The 12,375-nt window shown below is 57.1% G+C and carries 13 protein-coding genes; 3 read left to right on the top strand and 10 right to left on the bottom strand.

Features of this window, described 5'->3' with window-relative positions; all coding sequences use genetic code 11:
- Positions 1-585 precede the first annotated feature (585 nt).
- Complete coding sequence (locus tag AC6CHM_RS24255; protein ID WP_498175754.1) at positions 586-768, top strand: hypothetical protein; 183 nt, start codon at positions 586-588, stop codon at positions 766-768.
- A 45-nt stretch (positions 769-813) separates the two neighbouring features.
- Here the strand turns inward: AC6CHM_RS24255 and AC6CHM_RS24250 are convergent, their stop codons facing one another.
- The 3 genes from AC6CHM_RS24250 to AC6CHM_RS24240 form a co-directional block, all read right to left on the bottom strand.
- Positions 814-948 (bottom strand): hypothetical protein, encoded by a 135-nt coding sequence (locus AC6CHM_RS24250; RefSeq protein WP_498175752.1) that lies wholly within the window; start codon positions 946-948, stop codon positions 814-816.
- 184 nt (positions 949-1,132) lie between these two features.
- Positions 1,133-1,552, bottom strand: a complete 420-nt coding sequence (locus AC6CHM_RS24245) for a hypothetical protein (protein WP_498175750.1) — start codon at positions 1,550-1,552, stop codon at positions 1,133-1,135.
- Positions 1,553-1,634: 82 nt separating this feature from the next.
- Entirely contained in the window at positions 1,635-2,252 is a 618-nt protein-coding gene (locus tag AC6CHM_RS24240) for a TetR family transcriptional regulator (RefSeq protein WP_498175748.1), read from the bottom strand.
- 105 nt (positions 2,253-2,357) lie between these two features.
- Here AC6CHM_RS24240 and AC6CHM_RS24235 point away from each other — a divergent pair, with 105 nt between their 5' ends.
- Both AC6CHM_RS24235 and AC6CHM_RS24230 read left to right on the top strand, forming a co-directional pair.
- Positions 2,358-3,866 (top strand): MFS transporter, encoded by a 1,509-nt coding sequence (locus AC6CHM_RS24235; protein WP_498175746.1) that lies wholly within the window; start codon positions 2,358-2,360, stop codon positions 3,864-3,866.
- A 77-nt stretch (positions 3,867-3,943) separates the two neighbouring features.
- Complete coding sequence (locus tag AC6CHM_RS24230; protein ID WP_498175744.1) at positions 3,944-5,746, top strand: ABC transporter ATP-binding protein; 1,803 nt, start codon at positions 3,944-3,946, stop codon at positions 5,744-5,746.
- 387 nt (positions 5,747-6,133) lie between these two features.
- Here AC6CHM_RS24230 and AC6CHM_RS24225 read toward each other — a convergent pair whose 3' ends face one another.
- The 7 genes from AC6CHM_RS24225 to AC6CHM_RS24195 all read right to left on the bottom strand — a co-directional run bounded on the left by AC6CHM_RS24225 (position 6,134) and on the right by AC6CHM_RS24195 (position 12,277).
- On the bottom strand, positions 6,134-6,406 hold the full coding sequence (locus AC6CHM_RS24225; protein ID WP_498175742.1) for a recombinase family protein: 273 nt from the start codon (positions 6,404-6,406) through the stop codon (positions 6,134-6,136).
- A 260-nt stretch (positions 6,407-6,666) separates the two neighbouring features.
- Complete coding sequence (locus AC6CHM_RS24220) at positions 6,667-7,950, bottom strand: TRAP transporter large permease (RefSeq protein WP_498175740.1); 1,284 nt, start codon at positions 7,948-7,950, stop codon at positions 6,667-6,669.
- A gap of 1 nt (position 7,951) precedes the next feature.
- The gene (locus tag AC6CHM_RS24215; RefSeq protein WP_498175738.1) at positions 7,952-8,533 is read right to left on the bottom strand and encodes a TRAP transporter small permease; all 582 of its coding nucleotides are present in this window, start codon (positions 8,531-8,533) and stop codon (positions 7,952-7,954) included.
- A 77-nt stretch (positions 8,534-8,610) separates the two neighbouring features.
- Positions 8,611-9,669 (bottom strand): TRAP transporter substrate-binding protein, encoded by a 1,059-nt coding sequence (locus tag AC6CHM_RS24210; RefSeq protein ID WP_498175736.1) that lies wholly within the window; start codon positions 9,667-9,669, stop codon positions 8,611-8,613.
- Positions 9,670-9,731: 62 nt separating this feature from the next.
- Positions 9,732-10,211, bottom strand: coding sequence for a RidA family protein (locus tag AC6CHM_RS24205; RefSeq protein WP_498175734.1), 480 nt, complete (start codon positions 10,209-10,211; stop codon positions 9,732-9,734).
- The gene (locus AC6CHM_RS24200) at positions 10,208-11,275 is read right to left on the bottom strand and encodes a DUF4392 domain-containing protein (protein WP_498175732.1); all 1,068 of its coding nucleotides are present in this window, start codon (positions 11,273-11,275) and stop codon (positions 10,208-10,210) included. The genes AC6CHM_RS24205 and AC6CHM_RS24200 overlap by 4 nt, the downstream gene beginning before the upstream one ends.
- Before the next feature lie 12 nt (positions 11,276-11,287).
- Positions 11,288-12,277, bottom strand: a complete 990-nt coding sequence (locus tag AC6CHM_RS24195) for a threonine ammonia-lyase (RefSeq protein WP_498175730.1) — start codon at positions 12,275-12,277, stop codon at positions 11,288-11,290.
- Positions 12,278-12,375: the final 98 nt, after the last annotated feature.

Genomic DNA, 12,375 nt, shown 5'->3' with positions numbered 1-12,375 from the left:
ATACATTGTAAAAATGAACTGGCGGTTCAAGTGATGGGTTCGCGAAATTTCCTTATTTGCATTTTCGAGATCTTCGCGCACGCCAAGCGTGCCCGCGCGAGGGCTCAATACGCATCGCTTCGTCGGGCCAGGCACCTGCGGAACCGGCCTGGCATAGCCGAATGTCCGGCTGAGGACGTTTCTGGAATTGATTGTCCACGGAAGAATAAGAAGGGTACGTCGCCGTTGTACGCGAGCTTAAAGCTCGTTCAGCCTTGAAGCCTGCCGCCGTGTTTGTGGTACAGGACGACGGCGTCATTGCCAGTTGGGGCGATGTAGCCTGCAAGGTGAACATCGCTTCCGTCCGCAAGTTTTGGCGCGGGAGGACAGTTCTTTTCTCGAAAAGTCGCCTGTCCATCAGCTTACTCTTTAACCATGAGCGCCCGCGACACTGCGCGTTTCGGACGCTTTTCCTGAACGGCAGGCAGGCGGCTGTGTGCAGCAATCCACCGCAGTACTTCGTAGCCATCCGGCCACAACAGCGGCTATGCTATGGTGGACACGGCGCACCGATCAGGAGCAAGGCAGCACATTCCTACGTCGACTATGGCGACTAAGTCGCTGCCTATACCCGGCGATGTCGTTATCCGTCTCTTCACCAATCTAGGGGATGTGGTATTCCACATCTTCACAACCGGTCCAGTGCTCATGCAGCGTCAGCTTCTTGTCAGGATGGAGATCCTTTACGGTCTGCAGCGTCTTGATGACATTGTCTATGTCATCGAATAGGATGAGCACTGTCGAATGCAACAGTGTCCTCAATCATTTTCTTGGTCATGAATTTTCCAGTTGAAATGGTTGCCAGTGGGTGGGTTCACCGCCTTCGGCTTGGGCATATTTTGAACGTTCATTGGTTCCGCTGTAATACCAGCGCTTGATTTCTGGATAGCAGCGACCATGCGGATCCATTTACTCTCGGTATGCCCACAGAAGATATGTTGCACCTAGATGAACTTGTCGGCCGAATGATAGGTTTTGATCGGGAGCCAACGCTGGGCAAGAATTTTGGTCAATTTCAGGTTCTGTTCGTGCCTACGAAATTTGAGCGGCCTCGAATGCCAGCATGTCATTCAGGCGCAGCTTCTCAGCGGATTCAAGTCGAAGTTGGAGCGACTGCATCTCCTGTTGCCACACATTCATGGCTTCGTCCTTCTTGAAGGGTTTTGTTCACCACGCTGGCGATCAAGCGAATGCTGTGCCCTGTGAGCTGATTAATGCCCAGTGGTCTGCGAAGTTCCTCGCAAATCACTCCAGCCTGCTCATCGGTGATAGCGGGAGCCATAGGAGGTTGTGGTGCACTGTAAAGAGGTGTATTGGCAGGAACCTTGGATGCTTCAAATACAACCATTGTAAAGTCCCTGGTTCCAGGCATTTCTCCAGCATGACCTACTGGTTTTTGGGAAACCTCCTTGACGGCCCTGAGTGCCGCCATGATACCGTCCCAGTTATAGTCCTTCTCGAACCGCTGGTAGGCAGCAACGGCTGCTTCAAATTCTTCATCAGTGACGGTCATACTTTTCTCCGGTCAGGCGTGGATTTCTTCAATATGGCTCCGGGGTATTTCTTCTGGAGCTCTGCAGCAGCTTGAACGGTCATCAGCCCCGGCAAGAAGGATCACCGGCAGAGTCATCCAACTCGGCCAGCTCACGATCAATCGCAACCCTCATGATACGATTGAGGTCCTCTTGGGAGAGGCCGAATGCGCCCAACGGTGTCAGTTCGTCAAAACCACAGCTCAGTCCGATCAAGCACCAGGCTTTGTCGGACACCCGTTGAACCAAAGCGTCCGTATCGCGTGGCCTTTCTGTGAGAATTGCCATGATGGCCTCATGCCAATCCTTCATCGCCGCGATATAGGCCGCCTTCATCGGCTCTTCGCGTTCAGCCAGGATGACGGCCTCGTGCCAGAGGTTCTTCTCCGACACGCCGGTGGCGTGATCCGAATAATCCAGCGCCAGCTCAAGACGTTCGCGGCGGCCAAGACCTTTGCCTTTCTTTAACTGGGACGCGAGAGATCTTTGCGCCAACAACCCCAACGCCTCGGCGCGAAGATGCGCGGCGGAGGCAAAGTGATGATGTATCTGACCCGTCGCCGCTCCCAGTCCTTGGGCGACACGTCTGACAGTTGCTGCCGACAGACCGTCCTTGATTACGACTCCCACAGCAGCCTCGAGGATCGTCATGCGACGATCTTGGCGATTCAAATAGCTCAATGCGCGGCTCCATCTTCAACCCCGGTGTTTCTTCGCCTTGCTTTATCCGCAATTTGAACTTATGTCCAATTTCAATCTTGAACACATGTCCAAAAGAAGCTCCCCATGCTGACTCACAACAACAGATGGCTCATTCTCGCCGTCGTGGTCCTGATCTGCCTTCCGGTCACGATCGACGCCACCGTCCTTCACGTCGCAGCACCCTCCCTCAGTCTGGCGCTTGAGGCGAGCAGTAGCGAACTGTTGTGGATCATCGATATCTATTCGCTGACGATGGCCGGCCTGCTCCTGCCGATGGGTGCGCTGAGCGATCGCATCGGTTTCAAGCGGCTTGCTATGGTCGGCTCCATCCTGTTCGGGGCGGCATCGCTTGCCGCAGCGCTGGCGCCGACAGCTGCAGCTCTCATCGCAGCACGCGCTTTGCTGGCGGTCGGCGCGGCCATGCTCCTGCCGGCCAGCCTCGCCGCCCTGCGCCAGACGTTTCACGACGAAGGCGAACGCAGCATCGCACTCGGCGTGTGGTCAGCGGTCGGTACAGGCGGCGCGGCCTTTGGGCCGCTGGTCGGCGGGTTTCTGCTCGAGCACTTCTATTGGGGGTCGGTGTTTCTGATCAATCTGCCCATCATTGCCGTCGTGCTCATCGTCACGGGACTGGCCGTGCCAAGACAGGAGATGCGGCCTGGCCAGCCATGGAACGTCCGGCAGGCGCTCGTGCTCGTGACCGCGATGCTCCTGCTCGTCTATGCTGCCAAGAGTGGCTTGCGTAGCGGCTCCAACCCATGGGTGACGGCGGGTATCGCGCTCGCGGGCGCCGGTCTGCTGTGGATGTTCGCGCGTCAGCAGCTTCTCGCGGCTGTGCCGATGATCGATCTGCAGCTTCTCGCGAAGCGACCGATCGCGGTTGGCATAGCCATGGCGCTTGCCGCGATGATCGCACTTGTCGGCTTTGAGCTGCTGATGGCGCAGGAACTCCAATTTGTTCACGGCAAAACCCCGCTGGAAGCAGGCCTGTTCATGATGCCCTTGATGATCGCTGCCGGTATCTCCGGCCCGATCGCCGGGTGGCTTGTCGCCAAGCTCGGACTGCGCCTCGTCGCGACCATGGGTATGGCACAGAGCGCGGTCAGCCTGTTTGCTCTCGCCGGGATGAATATGGCGGCCACGCCCGTAATCTCTGGGATCTGGATCGTCCTGCTTGGCTTCAGTGTCGCCACGGCGCTGCTGGCGTCCACGGCGGCGATCATGTCTGCGACACCGGTCGAGAAGGCGGGCGCGGCTGGTTCGATCGAAAGCATGGCCTATGAACTTGGCAGCGGGCTCGGTGTCGCACTGTTCGGCGTTATGCTGGCGAGCATTTATACCGCTCATGTCTCCCTGCCCGCGGGACTGTCGCCGCCCTTGACCAGCCAGGCCTCGGCCTCGATCGGCGAAGCAATGCAAGTTGCCAACGGGATCGGCGGAATAGTCGAACAGGAATTGGTCGCCTCGGCGCGAGCCGCTTTCGGCACCGCACACGGTTTCGTCCTGCGCATCGCCGGTGGCATTTTCGCCGGCCTGACCGTGCTTGTCTGGTCCGCCATGCCGCGAAGCGGGCAAGTGACTTCGACGCACTGATCAACGCGGAACCGACCTCAGCGAGTTTCGCAAAACCCCAAACTGGTCGAGGTGCCTCTCGGCCTCCGGAGATCGGCATGTTCAAAGACGAACCCGAACACATTACAAACGATTTAGATGGCGATTATCATGTATTAGCCACCGCCCATGTATCGGCCCGGCGTGTCCTTGCACTGTTCAAGCCTTACACCGGCCGCGTGCTGGTGGTACTCTTCCTGATCCTTCTCGCCTCGGTAGCAGGGGTCGCCGCGCCGTTCCTGTTGCGGGCGATTATCGACAATGCACTGCCACAGCGCGACATGGGTCTGCTGGCGCTTCTCGCGTCCGGTTTGATGGCGCTTGCAGCCCTGGGTGCTGCGATAACCGTGCTGCAGGCCCTGGTTACATCCAAGGTCGGTCAGGCGATCATGCATGACCTGCGGGTCAAGGTTTACGCACACCTGCAGTCTCTCTCGCTCGGGTTTTTCACCACGACGCGGACCGGTGAGGTCCAGTCTCGCATCGCAAGCGATATCGGTGGCCTGCAGGCTCTGGTCACCCACACCGCCTCTGATCTCACGCGCAATGTCAGCACGGTGGTGACGACCATGGTTGCCATGTTGGTGCTCGAATGGAGGCTGGCGCTGTTCTCCTTCCTTGTGCTGCCCATGGCGATCTGGATCAGCCATCGTGTCGGGCGCATGCGCGAGGCAATCACCTACGAGCAGCAACTGCGGATCGCAGACATGTCCTCGGCCGTGCAGGAATCCCTGTCGGTCTCCGGCATCATTCTCGCGCGCACGATGGGCCGCACCCATCACCTGACCAGCCGATTTACGCGCACATCGCAACGCGTCGCGGCGCTTGAGGTGCGTTCGCACACCACCGGGCAATGGGAATGGTCGGTAATCGATCTGGTACTTCAGGCGCTGCCGGCGCTCACCTTGCTGCTCGGCGGCTGGTTGATGGGCGAGGGTGCGGCAGTGACCATCGGCACCTTGGTCGCCATGATCGCGCTGCAGGAGCAGCTCCTGTGGCCACTGGAGGAGGTTCTGCAGTCGGGGGTCGAGGTCAGGAAGACGCGGGCGCTGTTCGCTCGCATCTTCGACTACCTTGACCGACCGGTTGAGATTGCCGAGCGGACGCATCCCATCACGCTCGAACGCGATGGGATTCGCGGCTCCGTACGACTCCACGATGTCACCTTCGGCTATGACAAGACGCAGCCGCCAACCATTTCCGGAGTCACGATCGACATCCCCGCAGGATCCCATGTAGCGATCGTCGGCGCCACCGGATCAGGCAAGACAACGCTTGGCTATCTGCTGGCGCGGCTCTACGACGTTGATGACGGAGTGATCAGCTATGACGGCGTCGATGTGCGCGACCTGAGCTTCGAGTCCCTGACCGATATGCTCGGGGTTGTCACACAGGAGCCTTACCTGTTTCACGCCACCGTAGCGGATAATCTACGCTTCGCCAGGCCGGATGCGACGGATGATGAGGTGATTGGCGCCGCCAGCGCCGCCCAGCTCCACGACATGCTCACTGCCCTGCCTGACGGTTACGCTACGCTTGTCGGCGAACGCGGTTATCGCTTCTCCGGCGGGGAGAAGCAGCGTCTAGCCCTGGCACGGACGATCCTGCGCAATCCGCGTGTGCTATTGATGGACGAAGCAACGAGTGCTCTCGATACTGCTACCGAGCGGGCCATGTCAGAGGCGCTGGCAGGTCTCGCCAAGGGACGCACGACGATTACCATCGCCCACCGCCTGTCGACCGTGCGGCATGCGGACCAGATCATCGTCATGGACAAGGGCCGCGTGGTGGAACGCGGCAACCATGAGCAGTTGCTCGCCCATGATGGTGTCTATGCTGGTCTCGTGCGCTCAACGCTTTGAAAGTTTGATCATGACGCATTTCATGCTGCTCACTGCAATCGACCACTTCATCCACCCACGATCAGGGCATTCAGTTAAGACATCCGTCGCATCAACTACGGATGAGAAAGATAGTGTCCAAGATTCCAACTCCCGGTCGATTGTGCTTGTATTCGCCGCCAATGGTAAGATCGGGCCGGGATCACAAAACGCCTCGGCAATCTCAAGTACACGATGCTTTGCGGCTCACGCAAAGCCACACCGCGTTCACCGACTCATGAGAAGTGGCGCTCGACAGTGCCAGCCTGGTCCACCTCAACCACCCCAATTTCATCGGCAGTGGGTCCGTGGAGTAGTTCAAGAGCTTCGTTCGCCTGGCGGCAAGATAGGGTTCTCCTGGAGATCAGGTCAGCACGGAGTGACGCACCCCTTCATCAAGCTCACGAACAAGATTGAGAGCTTCGCGGGTGGATCACCCGGGCCGCTCAATCCGCAGCACAACCAGTTCGTCACCCTCTTGCAAAATTGCATCATGGTCTCCACCTCGGATCGCCTCTTCCACGACGCTCCTGGTCCGGTTTCTGATCGGATGATTTCATAGCCAGCAGCCTTCAGCCGCTCGTTTTGAATATCGAGGGCCTGATCTGTGGTGCTGACGCGAGCGTATCCGATGCGAGCCATGGCGAAACTGTCACATCAGGGCGGTTCCGATTGTGTCATGTCACTTTTATCGGAACTCAACCTTTTGTTACATTCATTGCGCGTCACATTTGATTGTCGCTCATGGGTGTACTCAAAATTTACACCCGCAGTCCTTGTAAGCACTAAAAGGTGACGTGGAGCGCGGCTGAGCTTCCATGCCTAAAGCAACGCCAAAATCTAGCGGCTGATTCGGACGCCATTGGCAGTTCTCACTTGTTTCAAAAGTCCTTTGAAGACGATCACCCTTGCGCTTGCGGTAATGCCAACACAATTTGCGGCATGGCATAAAGCAGGAACGCAAAGACAATCATGACCAGCACAAACGGCAACGCTCCTAGCACCACATCCGCCATAGCCCCCCGCTCTCGCACGCTTTGCACGACAAACAAATTGAGACCAACCGGTGGTGTTATAAGTGCGATCTCCATCAACAGAACTATGATTATTCCGGTCCACAAAGGATCAAAGCCCGCAGCAGCCATGATTGGAGCCACAATGGGAACGGTCGCGACCATCATCGAGAGCGTTTCCATGAACATTCCGAGGACGAAGTAGAACAGGACAATAAGGCAGAACAAGCCAAAGGGGGCAAGCTCCATGCCGGTAATCCACGTGCTGACCTTCGCAGGCAATCCGATCGCACCAAATACCAGATTCAGGAAATAGGCTCCGAACATGACAGCCATGATCATCGCCGAGGTGCGCATTGTACCTTCGAATGCCTGCAAAAGCACCGGAAGACTAAGCCGTCCGTACAAAAATGCGATCAATAACGTGGCGACGACACCAAGTGCTGCCGCTTCTGTTGCCGTTGCCCATCCCGTGTATATCGAGCCGATCACCGAGAAAAAGATCACCAATGGCGGTAGCAAGTCCGGGATTGCCGTCATCCGTTCACTCCATTTGGCGCTTTGGCGTATTCCGCCCCATTCGGGTCGTAAAACGCAGGCTACAACGACAACGACTGAAAATAGTACGGCCAGTACGAGCCCCGGTACCAAGCCGGCGAGATAAAGTTTCGGAATCGACGTTTCGGTCAGAACGCCATAGAGGATCAAGTTGACAGATGGTGGGATAAGAATACCCAGCGTGCCACCCGCAGCGATGGTGCCGAGAAAAAGTCTTTCGTTGTATGAATTCTTTTTCACTTCCTTGAGCGCTACAGTGCCGATAGTCGCAGCGGTTGCAACGCTTGAACCAGAAGTAGCTGCGAACATTGCACAGGCCGCCACATTTGAATGCATCAACCCGCCCGGAAGCCACGGCATCCACAGGACCAGTGCAGAATACATACGCGAGGCAAGTCCCGAACGCAGCAACAACTCTCCCAACAGAACAAAGAGCGGAATAGCGATTAGCAGAAAATTGTTTGAGACGGTCCAAGCAATTTCGGCAATCGCGAAGTGCAATGGCAAGGGCGAAAAGACCTGTGACAGGATAAGCCCGACAACCGCCAGTGTCGCTGCAACGGGAATTCCGATGAATAGAAGTCCGAGGAGACTTCCCAAGGAAGCAAATATCATTTCAGGTCTCCTTCAGTGAGCTTGCGGCCAACTCTTCTTGAACCTCTTCCTCTGCGGTTTTCATGCCTATGAGGTCGGAGGCTTCAGATAGGTTGCCGCGCAGAACGCAGGCAGAGGCCACGACGAGAAGAGCCATATTTGTCAGCAGAAACACCACGATACCGAGTATCCAAATCACTTGGGGTATCACCATCGGGACCTGCAAGGCCGAGTCCGACATTGCTCCGGAGACCCAGCTTTGACGGATCATTCCGACGCCGTAGACGAGGATCAGGCCGAAAAATACCAAAAAGGCGAGCAGGGCGGCAAAGTCGCAAACGAGTTGTATGTTGCCAGGGAAGCGGGCGTAAGCTGTATCTACTCGTATATGGGCGCGATCCAGCAGGGCACCACCCAGAGCCCATGTCGTGGAGATGGCAAGGGTGAAGCGTGCCAACTCGTCGGTGCCGTCGATGGCTTGATTGAACAAGGCTCGAAGCGCGACGTCGGTGCAGATCAACAGGGCGCAAAGCAGAATGATTATGCCGCCGAACCATAGTCCGCCACGCGCTATGATCCTCGCCGGCATGAGAATTTTTCTCATCGGGAAATTTCCTATAGCTGGAAGGTGTTCGGGCGGCCGGGCAGTGGACAACTGAACACCTCTTGTTATGGCCAATTTTACTTCATGCCGATCGTGTAGCCAGCAACGGCTCCGATTTTGGCATTCCATTCTTCAGTGCATCCAGCACCGCAACGTGCTGCCCAGTTCGGCAGAACACTGTCCGTTACGATCCGACGAGCAATGTCCATGTCGGCCTCGGACGGTACGGTGATTTTTATAGAGGCGGGCTTTCCTAGCGTGCAGCCGGCGGCGCCTGCATTGCACAGTTCAGCCTGTTTCAGGCTATCATTCAGCGTCACCCACATCTTATCTTCGTAAGCGGCGAATTCCTTGAGGAGGAATTCCTTGGTTTCAGCGGGTAGCTTTTCCCAGCGCACCTTATTGACGGCCACGGCATTAAAGCTCCAACCCAGCGGCAACATGTAGATCGACTTAGTAACTTCAGGCCAGCCAGCCGTATTACCAGACAGCGTGCCAGTTACCGCGCAATCGACGACCCCGTTGTTCAAAGCGGGGACGACTTCCGAAAATGCAATCGATACCGAAGTAGCACCGAGCGCGGTCACGAAGTCACGCAGTGTGTTGTTGAAAACACGGATCTTTTTACCCTTCAGATCCTCGATTGACTTGATTTCTTGCTTGCACCACAAAACCTGTGGCGTGCTGGCACCGATAGCCAGAAGTTTCGTGCCCCAATTTTGATCCATCCGCTTGCTGAGGACATCCTTGTAGGCAGAGCACGCGGCGCGTGCTTTGCTGACATCTGGCAGGACACCGGCCAGGTCGCAGGCCTCGAAACGCGGATCGTCACCAGCCATCTTGGTAATGTCTATACCCGCAAAATCCATGACACCCACGCTCATCATGCGGAGCATTGATTTATCATCGATGCCCATCTGTTCGACAGGTGTCAAATCGGCAGTCAGCGCACCATTGGAACGAGCCGGCAGCGTCTTGGTCCAGAACGGTTTTTCGTCAAAGATCGCCACCGGAATAGTCGATGTGATGCCGACGACTTTGAAGTTATCCTTGGGCAGTTCCTGTGCCGCTGCAGGCATTGACACGCCGGGCAGGATGGCAATCCCGGCAACGATGCAGCTAATCAATTGTCCCATAGTCAGTTCCACTCCTTGATTATGCTATTATTGGCGGCGGGTGCCCCCGCCGAGGGTTTTGGTCACATGATTTCGGCTACGGCCTCGATTTCAACTGCCATGCCAGAGGGCAGCGCGTGGGTACCGGATGCGATGCGGGCGTGCGGCCCGGCATCGCCGAGAATGGCACAGATCAGGTCCGAAGCCGCATTGAGGACTTTTGCCTGGTCTTCGAAATCTGCGCTGCAGCGCACCAATCCGGCGACGCGGATAATCCGATTTACGCGGCCAAGTTCTCCGTCGCATGCGTTTCGCAGCTGCGCCAAGATATTGAGCGCACACAGCTGGGCGGCCTTCTGCCCTTCCTCAAGGCTGAGGTCGCCTCCAACGATTCCCTTGTAAACCAGCTGCCCGTCTACGCGTGGCCCTTGGCCGGCGACAAAGACAAGATTTCCGGTTCGGGTAAAGGACAGGTAATTGCCCTGTGGCCGATTGACCGGCGGCAGCGCCAGACCAAGTCCCGCCAGACGCTTTTCAATCGCGTTCGTCACTGTCGAAGTCATTTCAACTGCCTCCAGTCTCCGCTATCGCCCCTCCAGCCGGTTACGCGACCCGCCAGGCGTTCGAGTGTGTTGCGAAGCGTGTTGACCAATCCTTCCCACTCGACTGCGGAAATGCCGTCTACGGCAGGTTCGGGCCCCATGAACATACCGTCCACACCGCCAAAGGAAACGCATTGTTCAATGCAACGGCGCTCCAGAGCACCATCGTGAAAGACCGTCGGTTTGTCCAAATAAGCGGAAAGAGCAGCAATCAGCCCCGTAGCTCCCCAGTTCGACACGTTCGAAACGATCAGGTGATCGGCGGCGGTGGCCGCCGCTACTCCGCCGCGGCCGGGCGTGCCGCAGTCGAGAGCCTTGGGTGAGAAGGTCTTCAGCTTGTCCGCGACGACCCCCATCCCAAGTTCATTTCCGCCATCGCCAATCGCAATAAAGGGCACTCCTTCCGCCTTTGCGCGGAGAAAGAACTGATCGTAATCAGCGACCATTCCGTCTAGCGGACGACCTCCCAGACCGTGGTAAAGGCCGCGTTCATTCGCTCCCGGCCGCTCGATCGAGATCACCAGGGACGGCTTTGTAACGTCTAGGATCGAGTCCGTAACTTTGCGGCAGCCGGCATCGTCCTTCGGCGTAGCCCTAATATAGACCGGGCGAATGAAGTCAATTGGGCGAATAACCCTGTCCTGAGGGAATGGCAACGGCGCCAGACCAGCACCGCGGCACGTGCCCTCCATCATCGTTACCCAATCTTCATCCGTCAGAATGACGGTCTCGATACCGAGTGCGAGAAACAGCGCACGGGCCATCAAAGCCGCCCCGACCGGGCCATCGGTTTCCGGCACACCTGCGCCTTCAGGGAAACCCGTTGCGATCACTACCGGGCCGCCACGGCTCCTCACCCGATCTACGATAAGCTCGGCAGCCGACATGCATGCAGGGCCAGCCTGTTTCTCTTGCAGAGCATCATAGATTTTGGAGATGAGACCGACTCCGGTCAGATCCAGTGTCATGAAGTTTTCAATGGTTTGGGCGACCACTTGGCCCTTGCCGCTCTTGTAATCCAGCATATCACTCCCTACTCAAACAGTTTCGATGATGTATTGGGCGAATTTCGCAGCGTCGACATTTCCACCGCTCAGCACGATTCCGACGGTCTTGCCTGCCGCATCCATGCGCCCTGCCAGCAGCGCGGCCAAAGGCGCTACACCGCCAGGCTCGACTACAAGCTTTAACTGCGTGTAGGCAAAACGAATGGCCTCCCGGATCTCCGCATCGGTAACGATTAGGCCGCCCTTGAGATGCTTGGCGCAAACTGGAAAAGTCAGCTTGCCCGGTATCGACACCAGCAGGGCATCGCATATCGATGAGCCGTCAGCCGGAGCCTTGGTCGGGACACCGTGCGCGAGCGACAGCGCCATGCCGTCAAAACCTTCCGGTTCCACACTGAAGACGTCGGCGTCGGGCGTGACACTGTGGATGCCGCATGCAGCCCCGGAGGCAAGGCCACCGCCCGAGCAAGCCAGCAACACGGCGTCGAGCGGCAGCCCCATCTCTTCGACCTGTTCGGCAAATTCGGCTCCGAGCGTTGCCTGTCCCGTCATCACATATGGATCGTCATAAGGGGGAACAATCACGGCGCCGGTTGCGGCCGCAATCTGAGCGCCGATCTCCTCGCGCACTTCTTTGGTCTTGTCGTAGAGACGAACGGTCGCGCCATTTGAGCGAACCCCTTCAATCTTGGTCTTGGGAGCCTCTTGCGGCATCAAGATCGTTGCCTTGATCCCCAACTGGCGGGCCACATGGGACAGCGCCAGACCATGATTGCCGGACGACCAAGCGACCATACCGCCTGCTTTTTCTGCTTCAGACAGCTGCAAGGCACGATTTAGGGCTCCGCGGAACTTAAAAGAGCCCGCGTGCTGCAGGGTTTCGGGTTTGAACAGGATACGAGCGCCGAGCCGCGCATTTAGGGCGGGAGATTCCAGTACCGGGGTCTTTACCGCAAAAGGCGCTATCCGTTCCCGCGCCTGACAAATCGCTTCCGAATTTGGGCCTTGGTAGTCAGTCATTTCGATCTCCATATCGTTGAACCAATATGGGACCGGAAAAGCCTTTCAGTAAAATTATATTACTGGATACATAATCATTCAAAAATCCAATGATTGAG

The organism is Phyllobacterium sp. GQ127 (assembly GCF_059758635.1).
The sequence above is the reverse complement of the archived record's forward strand: the minus strand, read 5'-3'. Positions and strand labels throughout refer to the sequence as shown.